Annotated in this window: 22 protein-coding genes; 3 read left to right on the top strand and 19 right to left on the bottom strand. The window is 67.6% G+C overall.

Annotated features, from left to right (window positions below; genetic code table 11):
* Positions 1-514: 514 nt before the first annotated feature.
* The 3 genes from FV234_RS14475 to FV234_RS14485 all read right to left on the bottom strand — a co-directional run bounded on the left by FV234_RS14475 (position 515) and on the right by FV234_RS14485 (position 2848).
* Positions 515-1252 carry a hypothetical protein gene (locus FV234_RS14475; RefSeq protein ID WP_210250895.1) on the bottom strand — a complete coding sequence of 246 codons (738 nt, stop codon included), beginning with the start codon at positions 1250-1252 and terminating at the stop codon, positions 515-517.
* Between the two features lie 248 nt (positions 1253-1500).
* A complete protein-coding gene (locus FV234_RS14480) occupies positions 1501-2001 on the bottom strand; it encodes an HAD domain-containing protein (RefSeq protein WP_147829995.1) in 501 nt (166 codons plus the stop codon).
* A 232-nt stretch (positions 2002-2233) separates the two neighbouring features.
* Positions 2234-2848, bottom strand: coding sequence for a plasmid pRiA4b ORF-3 family protein (locus tag FV234_RS14485; protein ID WP_147829997.1), 615 nt, complete (start codon positions 2846-2848; stop codon positions 2234-2236).
* An 868-nt stretch (positions 2849-3716) separates the two neighbouring features.
* Here FV234_RS14485 and FV234_RS26490 point away from each other — a divergent pair.
* A complete protein-coding gene (locus FV234_RS26490; RefSeq protein WP_210250897.1) occupies positions 3717-3896 on the top strand; it encodes a hypothetical protein in 180 nt (59 codons plus the stop codon).
* 177 nt (positions 3897-4073) lie between these two features.
* Here the strand turns inward: FV234_RS26490 and FV234_RS14490 are convergent, their stop codons facing one another.
* From FV234_RS14490 to FV234_RS14500, 3 genes are all read right to left on the bottom strand, one after another.
* Positions 4074-4826, bottom strand: a complete 753-nt coding sequence (locus FV234_RS14490; protein ID WP_147829999.1) for an IS6 family transposase — start codon at positions 4824-4826, stop codon at positions 4074-4076.
* Positions 4827-5090: 264 nt separating this feature from the next.
* A complete protein-coding gene (locus tag FV234_RS14495; protein ID WP_147830001.1) occupies positions 5091-5480 on the bottom strand; it encodes a type II toxin-antitoxin system VapC family toxin in 390 nt (129 codons plus the stop codon).
* Positions 5473-5712 carry an AbrB/MazE/SpoVT family DNA-binding domain-containing protein gene (locus FV234_RS14500; RefSeq protein ID WP_246686203.1) on the bottom strand — a complete coding sequence of 80 codons (240 nt, stop codon included), beginning with the start codon at positions 5710-5712 and terminating at the stop codon, positions 5473-5475. Before FV234_RS14500 ends, FV234_RS14495 begins: the two co-directional genes overlap by 8 nt.
* Positions 5713-5966: 254 nt before the next feature.
* On the opposite strand from FV234_RS14500, the gene FV234_RS14505 reads away from it, so the two are divergent.
* Entirely contained in the window at positions 5967-7028 is a 1062-nt protein-coding gene (locus tag FV234_RS14505; RefSeq protein ID WP_147830005.1) for a tyrosine-type recombinase/integrase, read from the top strand.
* Between the two features lie 541 nt (positions 7029-7569).
* Here the strand turns inward: FV234_RS14505 and FV234_RS14510 are convergent.
* The 4 genes from FV234_RS14510 to FV234_RS14530 all read right to left on the bottom strand — a co-directional run bounded on the left by FV234_RS14510 (position 7570) and on the right by FV234_RS14530 (position 10670).
* On the bottom strand, positions 7570-7797 hold the full coding sequence (locus FV234_RS14510) for a hypothetical protein (RefSeq protein WP_147830007.1): 228 nt from the start codon (positions 7795-7797) through the stop codon (positions 7570-7572).
* Positions 7798-7832: 35 nt separating this feature from the next.
* The gene (locus FV234_RS14515; protein WP_147830009.1) at positions 7833-8213 is read right to left on the bottom strand and encodes a hypothetical protein; all 381 of its coding nucleotides are present in this window, start codon (positions 8211-8213) and stop codon (positions 7833-7835) included.
* Positions 8214-8384: 171 nt separating this feature from the next.
* Positions 8385-8627 (bottom strand): hypothetical protein, encoded by a 243-nt coding sequence (locus FV234_RS14520; RefSeq protein ID WP_147830011.1) that lies wholly within the window; start codon positions 8625-8627, stop codon positions 8385-8387.
* Between the two features lie 816 nt (positions 8628-9443).
* Positions 9444-10670, bottom strand: coding sequence for an MFS transporter (locus FV234_RS14530; RefSeq protein ID WP_147830013.1), 1227 nt, complete (start codon positions 10668-10670; stop codon positions 9444-9446).
* Positions 10671-10826: 156 nt separating this feature from the next.
* Here FV234_RS14530 and FV234_RS26495 point away from each other — a divergent pair, with 156 nt between their 5' ends.
* Entirely contained in the window at positions 10827-10988 is a 162-nt protein-coding gene (locus FV234_RS26495; RefSeq protein WP_210250899.1) for a hypothetical protein, read from the top strand.
* A 92-nt stretch (positions 10989-11080) separates the two neighbouring features.
* Here the strand turns inward: FV234_RS26495 and FV234_RS14535 are convergent, their stop codons facing one another.
* From FV234_RS14535 to FV234_RS14575, 9 genes are all read right to left on the bottom strand, one after another.
* Positions 11081-11356, bottom strand: coding sequence for a hypothetical protein (locus FV234_RS14535; protein WP_246686204.1), 276 nt, complete (start codon positions 11354-11356; stop codon positions 11081-11083).
* Positions 11357-11430: 74 nt separating this feature from the next.
* Positions 11431-12561 carry a chromosome partitioning protein ParA gene (locus tag FV234_RS14540; protein ID WP_147830015.1) on the bottom strand — a complete coding sequence of 377 codons (1131 nt, stop codon included), beginning with the start codon at positions 12559-12561 and terminating at the stop codon, positions 11431-11433.
* 103 nt (positions 12562-12664) lie between these two features.
* On the bottom strand, positions 12665-13165 hold the full coding sequence (locus tag FV234_RS14545; protein ID WP_147830017.1) for a YidB family protein: 501 nt from the start codon (positions 13163-13165) through the stop codon (positions 12665-12667).
* Between the two features lie 57 nt (positions 13166-13222).
* The gene (locus FV234_RS14550; protein ID WP_147830019.1) at positions 13223-14626 is read right to left on the bottom strand and encodes a TAXI family TRAP transporter solute-binding subunit; all 1404 of its coding nucleotides are present in this window, start codon (positions 14624-14626) and stop codon (positions 13223-13225) included.
* A gap of 11 nt (positions 14627-14637) precedes the next feature.
* Positions 14638-15411 carry an aquaporin Z gene (aqpZ, locus tag FV234_RS14555; RefSeq protein ID WP_187273691.1) on the bottom strand — a complete coding sequence of 258 codons (774 nt, stop codon included), beginning with the start codon at positions 15409-15411 and terminating at the stop codon, positions 14638-14640.
* A 144-nt stretch (positions 15412-15555) separates the two neighbouring features.
* On the bottom strand, positions 15556-16017 hold the full coding sequence (locus FV234_RS14560) for a BA14K family protein (RefSeq protein WP_147830023.1): 462 nt from the start codon (positions 16015-16017) through the stop codon (positions 15556-15558).
* Positions 16018-16187: 170 nt separating this feature from the next.
* Positions 16188-16571, bottom strand: a complete 384-nt coding sequence (locus FV234_RS14565; protein ID WP_147830025.1) for a CsbD family protein — start codon at positions 16569-16571, stop codon at positions 16188-16190.
* Positions 16572-16641: 70 nt separating this feature from the next.
* Entirely contained in the window at positions 16642-16845 is a 204-nt protein-coding gene (locus FV234_RS14570; RefSeq protein WP_147830027.1) for a CsbD family protein, read from the bottom strand.
* A 78-nt stretch (positions 16846-16923) separates the two neighbouring features.
* On the bottom strand, positions 16924-17844 hold the full coding sequence (locus FV234_RS14575; RefSeq protein ID WP_147830029.1) for a PhnA-like protein: 921 nt from the start codon (positions 17842-17844) through the stop codon (positions 16924-16926).
* Positions 17845-17970: the final 126 nt, after the last annotated feature.

A 17970-nucleotide genomic window follows, 5' to 3' on the forward strand; every position in this document is an offset into this window, starting at 1 on the left:
CGCGCAGGGCCATGATCTCGTCGGTCATCGGGGGTCTCTCGGGTTCGGGGTTGGTCGTCGCAACCCGACCCTACCCGGCAACCGCCGATGACCACCCCTCAGCTACACCACCGCCTGGGACACGACCTTGACTTACCGTTTGCGTCGCTCGCAAGCCATCGACGATGTGCTCCTGCGTCGGCTCGTCCGTGAGATCGATCTGATCGAAGCGCGCCTCGTGATTTAGCTATCGATCGTCCTGGGCTGAGGAGCTCCGCCTGACTTAGGATGACTGCCTCGCGCACGCCTTTTGCAATTGATTGCACGAAGGATTGAGCGCTGTGGAGTTCGAGAAGCCCGAGGACAGGATCGGGTCCGCGTTCGTCCGGCGTCACCCTGCACCGACAGCGTCACCGCATCCGATCGAACGACGAAGAGGATCCTCTGGAGCTAGGTTCCGTACGATGAAAACGTCATCGGTTTTCCAGCCATTGATCTGATGCAACGGCGCAGTGCTGCGGCGTTGCCTTCACGATCAGGCGGGGACGGGGGCTCTACCAATTGCGTCGCTCGCAAGCCGGCGTACGAGATCCGCGTAGCGAGCCGAAACCCGCAGGAGAGGCGAGCGCCACAGGCCGTAGCCGTCGTCGCACAGGGGGTCGTTGACCACGGGACTGCCATCGTCTCCGACGAGGACGTTGCCGATGTTTGGGTCGAGGCTCTGGGGCGACACGGTTCGCAACGCGGCAACATAAGCCTCGTAGCCAGGCCACGCGGTCCTGAACGCCTCGCGGATGCCGTCGAAGCTCGGATGGTCGACCCGGGGCTCATGCGCCGGCCATTCAGTCTTGAACCGATCGCGCACACCCTCATCCATCGCAATTCCCGGATGGTCCGCGATGACGGCGTGGGCGTAGGCTAGCCACCAGGTGTCGCGGGAGGGATTGGACAGTCGCGAGCCCACGGTCATCAGCGCACCGCAGCGGCTAACGTGCATGTCGTGGATACGCGGTGCATGCGGTCCGTCGGAACCAGCGAACCCTCTGCGGAGCAGAGCCGCATAGTCACCGAAGCCATCGGCTTTACGTGCAAAGCGCACGACGACGTCCGGGTGGTCCTGATGCGCATGGACGGTGCCATGGTACCCGAAGCCAATCTCGGACCAACCAGTCGCTATGAGGGCAGCATAGGCCTTTGCCGCCGACCGTTCGGCAATGCCCAGCGCGGCAAGTGAAGGACTGGATGCATCGACCTGGTTTCTGAACCCAAACATCGCATCCACTCCTTCCTGCCAATCCACGATCCGACGCGACGCGCTCCAAGAAGCCGCACAGGTGCAGCGTCGAGGAGGAACCGGACGGGCGTGTCCGGCAAAGGTCGAAGTGACCCTGTCGATGTCGGGAGCAGCGTGACGCGCGTGTCACTCCACTGTCATGGCATGACGCGTGCCCTCGGAAAGTTCAATCCCTAAGGGGGCGTTAAATCGGCGGTCGGGAGATGAGATCCGTTCCGACCTATCGTTCAGCGAACGACGTCCATCCCAGCCAGAAGTCTTCGAGCTTGGGCCGCGTCCGCTTCGCTTAGGCCGGACTCCGCAATCGGCCGGACGTGTCGGCCCGCGTGAGCGGGACCGACCGCGACGTCGTCGAGTACGAGGTAGTCTAAGATGCGGTTTCGAGCCGCGTGCTCGGCAATCTCGTCGCCACGCCCAGCTCGCTCGGCCGGGAGCATACCGCCCGTTTCAGCATCTCGGCTCGTTGGTAGGATGGCGGTTCGCCAGTCTGGGTGGAAGCAGGCCTCGGGAAGGCCGGCTTTCACCAGGGTCGGACGACAGTCGTCGACGCGCCATGTCGATGAGACGACCACTTTGGCATCGAACTCTCTCACCAAGCCGGCGACGAGGGCGACCTGGGTCGGGTTGAGCCTGTCCTCGCCGGCCTGCCGTTGGTAGCTGACCGTCGTCACGACGCCATCGACGTCGAGATAGATCGTCAGCGGTGCCGCTCCTCTATGGTCGTTCAAGAGGCCAACCTCGCCTGGAGCAGCAACCCTGCATCTGTCGCGGACGCCTACAATGCGCTGCTGCGACCGTCCAGCACGCTGCTGAAGGGACACCGTTGGCGCGGGCGATCGTCGTGGGCGCCGGCTCCACGTGGAGTGCCCGCGCTGCAAGTGGCGGATTGTGCAACGAGCTGGAAGGATCGCACAGGGTATGGCCAGCACCAAGAACCGACCAGCGAACCGGGCCTCCAGCCTACCTCTGAAAGTGGCCTCGGCTCATCGCGAATGCCGCCTGCCCGATGGAACGGCGTCGAGCCAGCTTGGTCATGCCTGTCTCGATGGCCTCCCGGTCTAGCGCGTCGGGATCGAACGGGCCGCCGTACCACTCCAGCATCCGCTTCCGCTCAGGATGCCGGGGCTTGGTGACAGCCTCGAGGAACTCCTCAAAGCCCATCGTCCCTCCTACGTCCTCGGGTGGCGCCCGCCGAGCGCCGTCTAGGAACCTCGGGTAGGCCACCTCGGGGTCCGCTGGGCCGACCTTTTCGACCGTGACGGTGTGCTGCCAGTTGTCTCCGAAATCGTAGGTGTAAGTGAAGGTGGAGGTGCCTCGACCGACCAGGGCCCCGAGCTTGGTGGTCTTCGCGCTGCGGGTCTCCCGCCCGGCCCACTCCGAGTCTGGGATTGCGTACCGCACGGCCCCCTCCCGGAACTCGAAGAGGTGGTAGTCCTGGAATGGCATCGCCGCCTGGATCACCTCGTGCAGGAGCTTAAGGCTTGCCGAAAGCGGCACCTCGACGGCCCGCCAGATGGTCGGCTTGGTGTCGTCGAGGGTGACACGAAGGCGGGCGATGCGACTCGTCTCGGGCATCGCATGAGGTTATCGCGCGGCTCCCCAGAGGCAACCGAGCCAGGACGCCTGCTCCGATCGTATAATGATCGCGGTGGCGCGCTATTAATTGCGCAGCGGTTCAGACTGCGATCTCCGCGGGTGCCGGCGATCATCGAACCGATCTCATCCTGCCCAACGAAGCGATTTCGCGAAGTCGCGACAGTGGCAAGCAGATCGTTCTTCCCTCGGTTTGGCGAATGATTTGCTGTAGACCTGTGAGGCCATTCGACATGCCGAACGCAGGGCGTAGGCCATGATTCAGAGGATCCCCTGGTACCGTCGGCTCGCTTGGTTCGTAGCCGCGCCTTGCCTGCTGCTTGCTCTTATCCTGGCCGGGCAAGCTACCTGGGATGCACGTCCTCTGCCTGCCTGTCTCGCCAACGGGCTTGATCCACTCAATCCCGCTCAGAAATGCCGCCGCCTCGTTCAACTCAGAGATAGCCACACCGCTGGGACTGCAGATCGCACTCTCACATTGATTGAGCAGGGCACCGTCTCGGGGGTGCCAGACCTCCGGCTTGCCGGGAGCGCTGCCCTCGTGGGCTTGATAATATATTTCGCCCTCTGCGGTCTCGGCTGGCTCGTCGAACACCGCCAGAAACCGCTGAATGGGTGAGGCGCTCTGACCCACGTCAGTAGGTCGTGTCGCCAAATCATCTTCCAGCCCTGATATTGCGACTATGAATGATCTTGCTGCCACCATCATGCTTGTCAGCGCCTTCAGCGCAGCAGCCCTCGTCGCAGCCGCGCATCCCAAGGTCGAACGCCTTGTCAGGCGGGTCTACCTACAGTGAGATCACAGGCAGCCTCCCCAAGGCAGGCAAGCCGGTACGCATGCTCCGATCCTATGATGATCGCGCTGGCGCGCTATTTATGGATCGGCGCCGATCGTGACCCTACCTGGCGTGGTTTTTTGTCCACTTTTGCAATGATTTGGGCGCAGTTATGGGAGGGGGCATGCTTCGACGCCGATCCACACCGTGAATCACATTGTGGCCGCGGCAACTTCGACAGGGTTTTGAACTGACCTACTAACCGGCTCGCAACGCCATGTTGTCGAGCAACGCACGCCTCGTTACAGCGCGCCATGGACAAGCTCGAAGCCCTCCTGGACCGTCTCAAGACCCGCCAGCGCGACCTCATCATGGAAGGGCGTGTCGCAAACTCGGATCTGAGACGCGGAACGACCTTTGCCGTCTCGCTTTCACCCTTTGTTCGCCTGGGGAAGCCCGAAGCAGAGTGCGAGTAGCTGGTTTTGCTCACGCACCGTCCATGCGCCGACGAAGCCGAAGCCCTTGCGCAGCCAGAGCATGGCCTCGAAGCCCTGGATCGTGCGCCGGGCCGTGTTGAACGAGCGGAAACCGCCCACCCGCGGCATCGACCGCTTCACCCGGAAGTGGTCGCTCTCGATCCCTTGCTGCAGGTGCTTCGTGACGTAGTGGGTGGGTTTGCCGGGCAGCAGTACCTCCTTTCGGCTCTCGGCGATGGCCGGCGGATAGGTGCCGGCCCCATCCGTACCGATCCGGTCCGGGGCCAACAGCGGTTGATCCTGCAGCATCTTGCGAAAGAACCGCTTGGCGGCGTCGAGATCCCGGTTTGCGGTCAGCAGGAAGTCGACTGGATTGCCGTGCTTGTCGACGGCCCGGTAGAGATAGCGCCACTCACCGCGGACATTGATGTAGGTCTCGTCGATTCGGATCGAGCCGCAATGCGCCTTGCGGAAGGTCCGCAGCCGCTTCTCGATCATCGGCGCGTAGGCCAGCACCCAGCGGTTGATGGTGCTGTGATCGACCTCCAGACCCCGTTCCAGGAACAGCTCCTCGATATTACGGTAGCTCAGCGGGTAGCGCAGGTACCAGGAGACCGCCTGCACGATGAGTGTCGCCTCGTAGTGCCGGCCCTTGAAGTCGGCCTTGGAGCGCTGTTTCAGCTTCGCAACGATGGCGGACAGGATCATGGGCCGGCTCCAGGGCGGAGGCGGCAAGCTGGTCAGGGATGGCTAACGATCCGTAAACGAAGGCACATTCGCGTTTGCGACAGGCCCGCTTGGGCTCGGCTGCGACCGCGATGACGCGCAGCGAGGACGGAATGAATGGGAGCAAACGCTTCGGCATGGGAGGCTTGGGGATGTCATTCATCCCATCCGAATCGCCGTTACGTCCGGCGGCTCCCGTTCACCCGCACCACCACACAAAATAACAGAGAATCCCTAGGTGTATGGTCACCGGATCAGCTCGATCTTCACCGAGACCGCCCGCTTCAGGCTCTTCCACGCCCTGTCCGAAGTGAGGGCCGGCACGCCCTGGTGTTTCGCGGTCGCGAGACAGGCTCGATCGCCGAGGGATAGGCCGGCCTCACGAGTGTGGCTGCGGAGACGTGCGGCTTCGGCGGCCTGCTCGAGATCGAAGGGTAGGATCGTGAGCTGCAAGCCGGCGACGATGTCCTCTACGGTCGCCTGCGGCATCCCCAGATCGTACAGCTTGGTCATGACCTCGGACACGTTGACGGTCGAGATCATGGCCCCGGGAAGATGGCTCGCGACGCGCTCGGCGCCCGCTTCGTCGAAGATGACGGCCAGGACAGCCGAGGCATCGAGCACGATCTCAGTCACGGCCAGCACCCATGTCCGTGCCGCCGTCGCGCGACGCCTCTTCCCGTCGATCGGCAAGGAGCTCGTCGACGACGGATCGGCCGTCCGCCTTGAACGGCGCCGCCAGGGCGCGGATCCGTTTCAGGGCATGATCGGCGGTGGTCAGCAGAACTCCGTTCTCATCCTGTGTGAGGATCACGCGCCCGGGCCCACTGAGGCCCAAGGCGCGGCGAACGTCCGCGGGCAGGTTCATGCGTCCGTTCTCGGCAACCTGGACCAGGCGCTGTCGCGGTTGTGGCATCACCGATCTCCCAAATTTCCAAGCGAGGATCACTACAGGAGTTCTCCCCGTCGGGTCCATAGGGAGAGGATCGGCTGCACTCCACGGAAAGGACCCAGAAAGCGGGAATCCTGGCGGCCGGCTCGCGATCCCCAGATTGCCGACGATAATGGTAGTTATCGCAGATCATTGTGGATCGTTCACGATTGGGCCGCTACGATCGGTCCATGGAGCTCGACGCCGACGATCCCGACGCCGAACCGCCGCGCGGTTCGGTCGCCCTACCCGTCCCGTTCGTGGAGGCGCTTCCGCCCGGCCTCGACCTTCTGGTCGCGCGGCTGGAGGATCATGCCCGCGCCGCACGCGGCGCCTTCGCCGACAATACGCTCCGCGCGCTGGCCGCCGACAGCCGGATCTTCTCGGCATGGTGTTCGAGCGTCGGGCGGACGATGCTCCCGGCCAGCCCGGAAACCATCGCAGCGTTCATCGACGTCCAGGCCGAGACCAAGTCCCGCGCCACGGTCGGACGCTACCGCTCGTCGATCGCCGCGCTCCATCGCGCCGCCGGGCTGTCCAATCCCTGCGGCGACGAGATCGTGCGGCTCGCGGTGAAGCGGATGACCCGGGCCAAGGGCCGGCGTCAGAAGCAGGCCGAGCCGCTCAACAGGGGCAGCATCGAGCGCATGCTCGCGGCCGAAACGCCCAGGCGCCTTCACAGAAGGGTCCTCGAGGGAGAGCGGGAGACGCCGTTGATCGCGCTGCGCAACGCGGCCCTGATCGCAGTCGCCTACGACACGCTGCTGCGCCGCTCCGAACTCGTCTCATTATATATAGGGGATCTGGAGCGCGGCGCCGACGGCTCGGGCACCGTGCTGGTGCGACGCTCGAAGGCCGACCAGGAGGGCGAGGGAGCGATCAAGTATCTTGCGCCCGACACCTGGGCGCATGTCGAGGCCTGGCTCGCGGCCGCGCGGCTCGACGGCGGTCCCCTGTTCCGCCCTCTGACGAAGGGCGGGCGGGTCGGAGACGCCATGCTCGGCGCCGCCGAGGTCTCGCGCGTGTTCCGCGACCTCGCCGTGACGGCCGGGCTGAAGCTCACCCGCCTCCCCTCGGGCCACTCGACGCGGGTCGGGGCGACGCAGGACATGTTCGCGGCCGGATTCGAACTGCTCGAGGTGATGCAGGCGGGTTCCTGGAAGACGCCGGCCATGCCGGCCCGCTACGGCGAGCCACTCAGGGCGCAGCGCGGAGCGGCCAGGAAGCTCGCCACGCTCCAGAACCGTGCCTGACGGCATCCTCGGTGCTGCTGCCAGGCGGAATCGGGAAAGGCGCGGAAGTTCTATCCTGTAGATCGGCTTCGAAGCATGGCCCCGGCAAAAACTTTGCTAACGTGCTCTCTGATTTGCGAAAATCGAGATCGGGGTGGGGTCACGTTCGGCGCCGATCGTGCCCCCACCCCAAAGCGAAATTTCGCTGATATTTCGGCTTATTGAGCCCAGTCCTGGGAGGGGTGAACCTTCAACGCCTTTTTACAATCCGAGAGGCGGGTAGAACCAGCCAAGCCATGCGGTAGCCGCACGCGGGCGTTCGACATGGCGGACGGGTCTCAGACCTTGCGGGGTGCTATGCCGACGGCCTCTCGACGCTTGCGCGCCGCGGCGGTCGCGAACGCCGGCAGGCAGCCCGGCACAGAGAGCACGCGATGACAGGCCGGCGCGGGCCAGTTCCCTGCGCCATGCCCGTGAAGCCTTGGGTCGGGTGGTCGTGTGAAGGTCGGTGGCGCAGGGAACAGGAACCGTTGCGCCGGCTTATGGCCTGTCCTTCGCCATCCTACTGTAGCTGATACGGATCGGCGTTTGCCCTGATCCAGCGCGGTGAGAGGATGTCGCCGTCCTCGGTGATGATCCAGGGCTGCGCGTCGTCAGCCTCAATGCTTTCGGCCGCAGCCGCGAGGGCTTCCCGCAGCGTCGAGAACGTCTGCCCTCGTGCGGTATGAGCTGGCCTGTTGGACGGCCAGACGGTCAGCTCGGCACGCTTATCGAGGTCAGCAAGTACCATGCACATGCTCCGGTTCATCGCAGGAGCAGAGGTGTCTACCGCTCCACCATGATCGGCGTGTGGCGATCTTGTTGCTGGACCGTGTCGCTGAAATCACGTGGGCGTGAGGTCGGTTTGGCCTTCGCGATGCGGATACCAGCCTTCCTGCGGTCGACCCGAAGCCCGATCGTCGCCAGCTTGCCCGCCATCCCCGTCAGGATCTCGCGAAGGTGCGCTACGTCCCGGCAACCGGTCGCCGCTGCGATCCCGGCCTCGTCATGCCGGCTGCCGAGGGCGAGAAGCGCCAGGATGCCCGCGATGGTCGCCGTGGTGCCGATCCCGCCACCCGGACCGACGATCATCATCGCGGCCTCGTTCACGCCCCACAGCTTGCCCGCCGGTGGCCGGAAATTCGGCATCACCTGAGCCTGGAACACGCGTGCGGCCTCGTCAGCTCGGGCTTGCGCCTCGGCACGCTTGGTCGCGACGGGGGCTGGTTCCGTTCCCGGTTGGCCGTGATCGGTTGGCTTCGACCCAGCCGGTACGGTGGTTCTGCGTCGCCGCGCACTCGAAACTGACACTTGGTACCACCTTACGGAAAGCAAGCTTCAGCGGATCAGCCAGACCCCTACGAGAGATAGGGTCGCCGAGTAGACCGGATGGTGATCCTCGTCGGTCACGACCACGGTATAGGCGTTCCGGCCGCTCTCATGCAGCGCTTGGTCCCTCGCAACGTCGGGGAGCAGCCGCATCGCCTGCTCGCGCACCTCGTCCAAGGTGTCGAACTCGGTGCCCTTGTCATCGAACTGATGAACGCTGCCGTCATGAACGTCGAAGAAGTAGCGCGCCACGGGTGCACTCCACGCGCCGGTTTGGGGGCGAGAGCACACGCATCTCTCGGGCACTGGCTGCCAGGGGATCGAAGCGACCGATCGCTAACCGTGCTCCTTCCGTCCGCAGGCCGCAATCACATAAGCGATAGGGAGCCAAGCGTCAGATTTGGACCACTGGCGATCACCGCGGCCCTCAGCGCGGCAGCGGCAGGCGCGATCAGCAGACTCGGCGCGGAATGAGAAAGGGCGGGACTGCTCCCGACCTGACCCTACTCGAACTTGCCACAGAGAACGCGAAGCTGCGCCTTCAACTCCCGGAGGCATAGAACCAGCTCGTCGTGATGGCGGTCAACGCTGACTAGCTGCACGCGCAAATCGACGCGTTGCAGGGGGAGCTGATGCGGCGACAGAATTATGGGGTGACCACTTCGGCGAGTTTGGTCGCAACGCTCGCCATCGAGCCCTCGGCGGTGCTCAGGCCGCTGCGAGAGGCGAGCATGGGGCTAATCTCACGTAGCGCATCGTACGTTGTGTTGTGCACGATAGGCACGAGCAGATCGCACGCTAGGAGTACGGAAAGCTCCTTCTCGGCAATACCCTCCGCCTGAATGCGAGCCAAGAATGCGGTAGTCACCAGGACGAGGCCAACGCGCGACTTGGCTGTAGATCGGTTTCGAAGCATGACCCCGGCAAAAACTTTGCTAATGTTCTCTCTGATCTGCGAAAATTTAGATTGGGGTGGGGTCACGTTCGGCGCCGATCGTGACCCCACCCCAAAGCGAAATCTCGCTTATATTTCAACTTATTGAGCCCAGTCCTGGGAGGGGTGAACCTTCAACGCCTTTTCACAAACGATATCGACCAGAGGACCAGACCGCCGAGGGCGAGGGCGACCCCGACCCATCCGGTCGAAGGCAGGCCGAGCCCGGCCACGAGAGCGAGGCCGGCGAGCCAGGGCCCGAGAGCGTTGGCGACGTTGAAGGCGGAATGATTCAGGGCCGCGGCCAGGGTCTGGGCATCCTCGGCCACGTCCATCAGGCGGGTCTGCAGGATGGTGGCGAGACCGCCGCCGCATCCGATCAGGAAGACCACCGGACCCAGCGTCCACAGGCTGCCCACGGCGAAGGGGTATAGGGCGAGAGCGCATACGCTCCAGATCAGCGTCGCCCCGGCCGCCGGCATCAACGCGCGGTCGGCCGCCCAGGCGCAGACGAGATTGCCGACGGTGAGGCCGAGGCCGAACAGGGCCAGCACCACCGGGATCGCGACCGGCGAGGCATGGGTCACCTCCAGCATCGTCGAAGCCAGGTAGGTGTAGACCGAGAACAGCCCGCCGAAGCCGATCGCGCCGGTCGCGAGCGTCAGCCAGACCTGACCGCGCCGCAGGGCTCCGAGCTCCCGCAGGGCGCTCGCACCCTGGGCGGGGGCGCCGAGCGGCGCGAGGATGCGCACCATGGCGGCGGTCGTCAGGGCGAGCAGGGCGACCAGACCGAAGCTCCAGCGCCACCCGACGAGCTGCCCGATGACGTTGGCCAGGGGAACGCCGACGACGGTGGCGACGGTCAGGCCCGCGATCACCCGGGAGACCGCCTGGGTCCGCCGGTCGCGCGACACCAGCGAGGCGGCCACGAGGGCGGCTACGCCGAAGTAGGCCCCGTGCGGCAGGCCGGCGAGGAAGCGGAAGCCGAGCATCCAGTGGTAGCTCGGCGCCAGGGCGGAAAGGCCGTTGCACAGCGCGAACAGGACCATCAGCCCGACGAGAAGCGTGCGACGGGCGATCCTGGCCGCGAGCACCGCGATGACGGGCGCCCCCACCACGACGCCGAGGGCGTAGGCGCTGATCACGTGGCCGGCGGTGGGAGCGTCGATGCCGAGATCGGGGGCGAAATCGGGCACGAGGCTCATCGCCGCGAACTCGGTCGTGCCGATGGCGAACCCGCCCATCGCCAGCGCGAGCAGCACGAGGGTCGGATGATGGCCCGGGTTCGGCGCGTTCGGCGCGGCCGTCGCCGCCGCCTCGGCGTCGAGCGGAGCGGTCTCGGGGAGATCAACGAGGGTCATCGGATTGCAACCATGGAATGTGCGTGGCCGCCGCCGACGCCCTCGTCCGAAGCATCCAGCGCATCGAGCAAGTAGCCTGCCCGTTCACACGTCCCCAAGCAGGTGACGGCTCCCAAGCATGTCCGGCGCGTTGTCAGCGGTTGGCAGGAGGACATCATGGGCGACGACAAGGACAGAACCGACGAAGCGCCGGCGCCGACCGAGGACCTCGGCTTGCCGACGCCGCCGAGCCCGGGACGACTACCGCCGCCCCACCTGCCGCCGCCCCCGGAAGACGACGTCCCGTCCGACGAGCCTGTCCCAAGCGGACGAGATTGAGCCGACCGTCCCGATCGCTAGGCGAGACCCTGCCAAGGACCGGCGGGGCGACGACTGTCGATTGGCGGGACGCATCCCCATGCCCGGCAACCTCAGTCGTCGGTTTCGCCGCCCGATCCCGCACGGGACCGCTCGTAGGCGGCGATGGCCTGCGAACATCCCGGCGAAAGATTCGGGCGATTGCGCCTGAAGCAGGCCTTCACCTCGGGCCCGCCCGGCTTCATGCCGGCGCACAGGCGAAGGTAGTCGCCCCCGCAATTCGCACGCATCGCCTCCATCTCGGGGCCCTCCTGGGCATTGGAGGGCCGGGAGACGACCAGAGCGCCCGCGACGGCGAGTCCGGTCAGGGCGAGGATGCGGATATTCATCATGCTGTCTTTTCGAGTGGTGGGGCCGGATGCGAAACTCACGCGGGCGCCAGCCCGCGCGGGTCGACGTCGCCTCAGCGAGCGGGCTGGCTCGGCGCGGCGGGCGGGCTGGCGAGTTGCTGACGGACCTCGGCGAGCTTCGCCTGGGCCGTGCTCAGATCCTGACGGGCCGCGGCCAGCCGTTCGTCGAGAGCCGCAGCCTCCTTGTTGCGGGTCGCGAGGGTCTCGGTCAGCGTAGCCAACTCGCCCTGCGCGTCGGTCTGGCGCTTGCGCAGGGTATCGAGGGCGGCCGTACCGGCATCGCGGTCGGCTGAGAGCTTCTGCAGCGCCTGCTCGGCCTGTCCGCGCTCGGACACGACGCGGTCGCGCTGCGCCTGGGCCTCGGCGAGTTCCTTGCGGACGTTCGCCAGCGCATCCCGCGCCTGCTGGGCGTCGCGGTTGGACTGCTCGATCTCGGACGTGAGCTTGTCCTTGCTGGCGGTCAGGTCGGCGACGGCCTTCTCGCTGTCCGTCCTTTGATCGGCGGTCTGGCCGGTCGCGGCGCGTGCGTCCGCCAGTTCCTTCTGGGCGGCGGCGGCGGCCTCGCGGGCGTTCTGTTGGCGCTCCTCGGCCTTGGCGAGGTCGGCTGCCTTGGCGGTCGCCTCCTGGGTCATGGTCGCCAGATCGGCGCGGAGCTTGGCCTCCTGCACCCGGGCGTCCTCCAGGCGGCGTCCGACCTCGGCTAGGTCCTGGGTCCGGTCGGCGGCGGACTTCTCGGCGGTGGCGATGGCCTCGCGCAGCGGGGTCAGCTTTCCTTCGGCCTGGGCCACCTGGGACTGCAGGTCAGCGAGCTTCCGGGTCTCGGCCTCCGCCGCCTTCTTCGCCTCGGTCGCCTTGGCCTCGGCCGCCTGCTGCTCCTGGGTCAGGGTCGCGGCGCGGGACTTCGCCTGCTCGGCGGCTTGGCTCGCCTGCTTGTCCTGCTGTTGAGCGGTGGCGATCTTGGCCTGGAGCGAAGACAGGGTGCCGGCGGTCGAGACCTGTCGGTCCAGATCGGTACGGAGCGCGGTCTGCTGGCCCTGCAGTTCCTCGATGCGATGGTCGCGGGCGCTGCGCTGACGCGCGCCGGCGATCGAGGCGACGATCAGCCAGACTAGGAGGACGGCGGCGACGACCGCGAGGCTGAAGGTCAACGGGCGTCGAAGTTCGGAACGGTAGTCGATGGCCATGGGGGTCTCGCAAGGTCTGGGAAGGCGGTGGTTCGAACCCCGGCGCGGCATCGCCCGGCGTCAGGTGCGGCCGGCGCCCCGGGGTGCCGACCGTGTCGCGGCGTCAGGCTGGACGGCGACCGTCGCTGGCGTAGCGGTCGATGGCCGAAGGCAGCTCCCGCGAGAGGCGGGACAGGAGCGCCGAGCGGCTCAAACCGGTTTGCTGGGTGAGATGATGGAGGGTGTCCGGGCCGATGGCGCGTTCGAGGTCGGCCTCGGGGATGTCGCGGTTGGCGCCCTGGTTGACCCATGAGTTCGCCGTCTCGCCGTGCCCGCCCTTGGTGAAGTGGTCGACGAGCTCGCCGAGGCCGCTGGCGATCAGGCCGCCGACGCCGGCCGTGCCCAGACCGCCGAGCAGGCTGCCGAGATTGCCGATGCCGCCCGTGGCGCCGGCGTTCGACGCGGTGTTCGGGATCGGCGGCACGGTGGCGTGGGTCGGGTTCAGGGAGGGGCTCGAAGCGGTGTCGTGGCCCTTCAGCAGCTCGGCGAGCTTGTCGCGGTTCTGGTAGCCGGCCACGGCCAGCAGGCCCAGCAGCGCGGTCATCGAGGGGTAGCCCTTGCTCATCGTGTTTCCCTTTCCGTGTTCGATGCGTCCCGGACGACGTCGTCCGGGTCCTCGCGGTCAGCCGATCGAGGCGGCTCCCGACGATGTCATGAGCCCGGCGAGGTCGGGCTCGTCGCCCTCCGGTTGCCCGGCGGCGATGGTCCGCTTGACCGTCGAGCGGGCCGCGTCGATGGCGATGGCCGCCGCCGACATGGTCCTGGCCTCCGTCGGACGCTCGAGCGCGTGCTTGGCGATGTCGCCGGCCAGATCGTCGATCTCGCGGGCGAGCGCTTCGAGGCGGTGCGGCTCCGCGTCGTCCTGTGCCTCGCGTCGGATCTCCAGCAGCCGGTCGGTGGCTTCCTCGACGCGCTCGCGCCGGATGCGCGACAGGCGCTGCCCGACCCACGCCACCGCCGAGCCGATGCCGCCGCCGAGAAACGCGACGAGGTAGATCCAGGTTTCGTAGCGCTCGACGAAGCTCTGCTGCTCGCGCTCGAAATAGTCGACGGCGCCCGGATGGATCGGCAGCCGCGCGCTCGTCGCGGCCGCGGTGCTGTCGTAGCTCGGCGCCTGCAGGTAGTCCGCGGCCGGGGTCACGTTCGCCATGCCGCTGCGCAGCTCGAACAGGTGCTGGGTCACGTCGGCCGCCACCGGCCGCGACAGGTTCGCCCGCGCCATCAGCCGGTAGGAGGCGCCGACGGTGGCGACATCCTCGGCGGGGACCTGCGGGCTGCCGCCGAAGGTCTCGGCGGGCATGGTGACCGCCTGAAGACGCGGCAGGCGGGCGACGATGGCGGCGGCGTTCGCGACCGTGACGAAGGCGACCTTCCGGTTCTTGCTCGCACCCTGCACGATGCCGATGATGCGCTGTGCGGCCGCCGCCGTCGGCGAGATCACCGAGATGACGGCGTCCACGCGCTTCTTGGCGAACGCCGCCGCCAAGTCGGCTTCGGGCATCTCGACGAGGGCGACATGCCGGGGCGGCAACGGCCCCTCGGGATCGTGGTCGAGCAGCGTCAAGCCGTAATGCTCGACCATCGCCTTGATCAGGTCCTGGTCCGCGTCGCGGTGGGCGAGGATGGCGAGGCGCTTGCGGTCGAGGTCCGGGAAGCTCGTCAGGCCCGACGCCTCGGGCGAGGCGATGATCATCGCCTGATCGCGCAGGATCGCGAGCGTCAGTCCGTTGTCGGGAAGGTTCACGTCCGGACGCACCACCGCGAGGTCGGCCCGGCCGTCCTCGAGCGCCGCCGCGCTGTCGCGCACGTCGTCGAAGGGCAGGATCTTGAGGCGGATCTCCTTGTGCCGCCGGGCCAGCGCGTCGGCGTAGGCCCGGATCACGGCCGGCTCCGTGCCGTCGCTGGGCGCCACGGCGATGGTCAGCACCGTGGCGCGCGACACCCAGTAGGCGGCCGCCGCCCCGAGCCCGAGCACCACCGCGAGGGCGAGGAACACGAACTCGCGGCGGAGGACCAGGGACGTCATGATGGACCGGGTCAGAACTTGCCCGGTGCGTTGCCGGCCTTCTCGAGACGCTGCTCGGTCTCGCCGGGGAGCGCCTGGAGACCCTGCCGTTCCGGCATCTGCAGTTCAGGCTCGAGGGCACGCATCGAGCTGTAGAGCCCGGCGGCGACGGCGCCTCCGAGGAGCGGCGCGACGATGAACAGCCAGAGCTGCTGGACAGCGGCCCAGCCGGCGAACAGGGCCGGTCCGATGCTGCGGGCCGGATTGACCGAGGTGTTGGTCACAGGGATCGACACGAGGTGGATCACCACCAGGACGGTCCCGATCGCGAGCCCGGCGAAGCCGACCGGAGCCTTGAGATCGGTCGCACCGAGGATGGTCAGGACCAGCAGGGTCGTCAGCACGAACTCGGCGATGAACGCCGCCGCCAGATTGTAGTGGCCGGGCGAGCGCAGATCGAACCCGTTCGAGGCGAAGCCGGTGGCGACCGCGTCGAAGCCGGGCCGACCCGTCGCGATCAGGTAGAGGACGTAGGATGCCGCGATGGCACCGAGGACCTGGGCGGCCACGTAGGCGGGGAGCCGTGCGGCGGGGAACTTCCGGCTCAGCGTCAGGCCGAGGGTCACGGCCGGGTTGAGGTGGCACCCGGAGATCGGCCCCAGGGCGTAGATCATCGCCATCAGGGCGAAGCCGAAGGAGAGCGCGACGCCGGCGTAGCCGATGTGGTCGGCGGCGAGAACGGCGCTGCCGCACCCGCAGAGGACGAGGACGAAGGTGCCGACGAACTCGGCGAGGTAGGGGCGCATCGGTGGGGAAGCCTTCCGGATCGAGGTCGGGGATGTCTGCGGAGTGCCGGCAACACGAGACATCCACGGATCCGCGACGCGTCCGGGAGCTATGGCGTCATGGCACCGGGCCCGCCGCCCTGGCAGGCCCGGTGGTTCGGTTCGTTACGGACAGGCGTGACGAACGCCGTCGTTGCCGAGGTACGTTCCGCTCGACGCGTCGTAGGAGCGGAAGCGACGGGCGCAGTAGGCGACGGCGTCCGGACCCGGACCGCCCTGCACGACCACCGGCGCGGCCTGCGCCTGCGAGTTGGCGATGGCCCCGCCGATGATGGCGCCGGCCGCGAGACCCGCAACGCCCGCGCCCACCGCGGCGCCGACGCCGGGCCCGCGGCGGTAGCCGTAGCCGCGACCGTAGCCCCGACCGTAGCCGTAGCCCCGACCGTACCCGCGGCCGCCGCGCCATCCGCCACGATGGCCGAATCGGCGGAACTGGACGTACCCGGTCGGCAGGTCGCCGCGCACGAGTGCTTCGATGGGAGTCGTGGAGGTCGCCGGCGCGGCATGCGCCGGCAGCCCGGCGAGGGTGGCGGCAATGGTGGCGGCGAGGGCGAGGGACAGCTTCATCGTGGATCGTCTCCTGGCGTTGAGGGTGGCGAGGGGTCTCAGTAGCCCCGACGGTTCGTCGGGGTCGTCGACCGGCCGGTGAAGCCGCGGCTGACGTAGGCGATGATCTTCGGGAGCACGAAGGCGGTGAGGAGCTTGCGGATCATGGGCTGGTCTCCGGGACTGCGGGTTCAGTGCTTGCGGCGGGACAACCAGCCCACCGCGAAGGCGACGGCGGCGAGGCCGAGCAGGGCAGAGGTGCGGTGGTCGTCGGCGTAGCGCACGGCCTGGCGGCCGTAGGTCGTGCCGCGTTTCCGGGCGTGACGTGCGAAGTCGCGTCCGTCTTCGATCAGATTGCCGGCCCGGTCCCGGACCTCGTGGGCGAGATCGCGTCCGTCGTCGATGAGATCCTCGGCCCGGTCGCGGGCGCGGCCGTAGGCGTACTGAGCGCCCCCGGCGACCTGGTTCACGGCGCCTCGGACCTGCCGGGCCGGATCACCGGTGATGCCGCCGACGGCGGTTTGGGCGCGCCCCTTGAGGTGACGGGAGGCGCCGCGGAACTGGTCGCGGTTCATGGGGGACTCCTGGGTTCGAGGATGATGGGGGCGGCGGGACCTGGGTGATGTCTCCCACCGCCGTCGCGGATCAGCGCTTGCCGGTGACCTTGTCGACGACGGAGGCGACACCGTCCTTGGCTTCGCCGACGGTGCGCTGGGCCTCGCCCTTCAGCTCCTGGGCCTTACCCTCGACCACGAGCTTGTCGTTGCCCGTGACCTTGCCGGCGGCCTGCTTGACGTTGCCGGCCGCCTCGTTGGCGAGGCCCTTCAGCTTGTCCGTGGTGCTGCTCATGGGATGCTCCTTGATGTCCGGTGAAAGCGGTCTTCGGTGAGGAGGCCGGCCGGTCGCGGAGACCGGCCGGGGATCGGTTCAGGCGCGGCGGGCGGCGTAGCCGTCGGCCAGGGTGTGGAGCTTCGGGGCGCCGAAGCGGCCGCCGAAGAAGCCGGCGAGCGCGCCGAGGATCAGCGCGAGCGCGCCGTAGAACGCACCCTGGGTGGCGGCGCTGCGGGCGGTCTCGGCGGCGACGGTCGCCTTCTGCTTGGCGTCGGCGAGCGCCGTCTCGTACTGCTTCTCGTAGCCCTGGATCTGCGTCTTGGCCTGATCGACCGGAATGCCCTGGGCCTTGGCCAGCGCGTCGGCGGCGCGGTTCTCTGCCTGGGCCTTCTGGGCCGGGTCGCCCGAGAGCAGGGCGCGGATCGCGGAGGCTGCGGCGTCACGCAGGGCCTGCGGGTCCTGACCGTTGGCCTGCTGGCGCACCGACTTCTCGATGCCGTCGAGCGGGTTCGAGATCTGGGCCAGCGACGGGGCAGCCGCCTGGGCTGCGGTCTTCACGGTGCCGCCGACGAGCGAGCCGGCGCCGCCGAGCGTGCTGGTCACGCCGGAGAACGCGCCGCCGATGAGGCCGCCCGCGGTCGAGGTGAGCAGGTACAGCACGACGAGGGTGGTCACCGCCCAGGAGACGAGGCCGTGCAGGCCGGCCGCTCCCGCGATCGGCTTGCCCGAGAGACGTCCGGCGAGAAAGCCGCCGGCGAGCGCAGCGACGATGCCGGAGACGACGAACCAGATGCCGGCGCCCATGGACAGGGTCGAAGCGGTCGGGTTGTCGGCCGCCGGGCCGCCGACGCTGGACAGGCCGACGCCGACGCCGACCATGTTGAGGACGACCTGGGTCACCAGGGCGGTGACGGCGCCGGCGAAGATCGCGCCCCACGAGACCTGGTTCAGCAGGACGGTACGGGTGTCGGCCGAGGCCGCGGCGGTCGGGGTCGTGAGGATGGGGGAAGTGGACACGTACAGGTACTCCGGGTCGTCGGTCGTCCGAGAAGTTCGGTCGTTCGAGGGGTCAGTCGGCGGGGTGGAACTCTGCGATCCGACCGCGCAGTCCCCGCGCGGTCGGATCGATCAATCGCGGATCTG

It is taken from the genome of Methylobacterium sp. WL8, from assembly GCF_008040045.1.
Taxonomy (GTDB): Bacteria; Pseudomonadota; Alphaproteobacteria; order Rhizobiales; family Beijerinckiaceae; genus Methylobacterium; species Methylobacterium cerastii.

What these genes read in the sequence shown, in the direction of transcription:
- FV234_RS14535 (WP_246686204.1), bottom strand. Translation starts at nt 11,356, where the DNA reads ATGAATATCCGCATCCTCGCCCTGACCGGACTCGCCGTCGCGGGCGCT.
- FV234_RS14505 (WP_147830005.1), top strand. Translation starts at nt 5,967, where the DNA reads ATGGAGCTCGACGCCGACGATCCCGACGCCGAACCGCCGCGCGGTTCG.
- FV234_RS14500 (WP_246686203.1), bottom strand. Translation starts at nt 5,712, where the DNA reads ATGAACCTGCCCGCGGACGTTCGCCGCGCCTTGGGCCTCAGTGGGCCC.
- FV234_RS14570 (WP_147830027.1), bottom strand. Translation starts at nt 16,845, where the DNA reads ATGAGCAGCACCACGGACAAGCTGAAGGGCCTCGCCAACGAGGCGGCC.
- FV234_RS14475 (WP_210250895.1), bottom strand. Translation starts at nt 1,252, where the DNA reads ATGTTTGGGTTCAGAAACCAGGTCGATGCATCCAGTCCTTCACTTGCC.
- FV234_RS14545 (WP_147830017.1), bottom strand. Translation starts at nt 13,165, where the DNA reads ATGAGCAAGGGCTACCCCTCGATGACCGCGCTGCTGGGCCTGCTGGCC.
- FV234_RS14565 (WP_147830025.1), bottom strand. Translation starts at nt 16,571, where the DNA reads ATGAACCGCGACCAGTTCCGCGGCGCCTCCCGTCACCTCAAGGGGCGC.
- FV234_RS14550 (WP_147830019.1), bottom strand. Translation starts at nt 14,626, where the DNA reads ATGACGTCCCTGGTCCTCCGCCGCGAGTTCGTGTTCCTCGCCCTCGCG.
- aqpZ (WP_187273691.1), bottom strand. Translation starts at nt 15,411, where the DNA reads ATGCGCCCCTACCTCGCCGAGTTCGTCGGCACCTTCGTCCTCGTCCTC.
- FV234_RS14510 (WP_147830007.1), bottom strand. Translation starts at nt 7,797, where the DNA reads ATGGTACTTGCTGACCTCGATAAGCGTGCCGAGCTGACCGTCTGGCCG.
- FV234_RS26490 (WP_210250897.1), top strand. Translation starts at nt 3,717, where the DNA reads ATGATGATCGCGCTGGCGCGCTATTTATGGATCGGCGCCGATCGTGAC.
- FV234_RS14560 (WP_147830023.1), bottom strand. Translation starts at nt 16,017, where the DNA reads ATGAAGCTGTCCCTCGCCCTCGCCGCCACCATTGCCGCCACCCTCGCC.
- FV234_RS14485 (WP_147829997.1), bottom strand. Translation starts at nt 2,848, where the DNA reads ATGCCCGAGACGAGTCGCATCGCCCGCCTTCGTGTCACCCTCGACGAC.
- FV234_RS26495 (WP_210250899.1), top strand. Translation starts at nt 10,827, where the DNA reads ATGGGCGACGACAAGGACAGAACCGACGAAGCGCCGGCGCCGACCGAG.
- FV234_RS14540 (WP_147830015.1), bottom strand. Translation starts at nt 12,561, where the DNA reads ATGGCCATCGACTACCGTTCCGAACTTCGACGCCCGTTGACCTTCAGC.
- FV234_RS14530 (WP_147830013.1), bottom strand. Translation starts at nt 10,670, where the DNA reads ATGACCCTCGTTGATCTCCCCGAGACCGCTCCGCTCGACGCCGAGGCG.
- FV234_RS14490 (WP_147829999.1), bottom strand. Translation starts at nt 4,826, where the DNA reads ATGATCCTGTCCGCCATCGTTGCGAAGCTGAAACAGCGCTCCAAGGCC.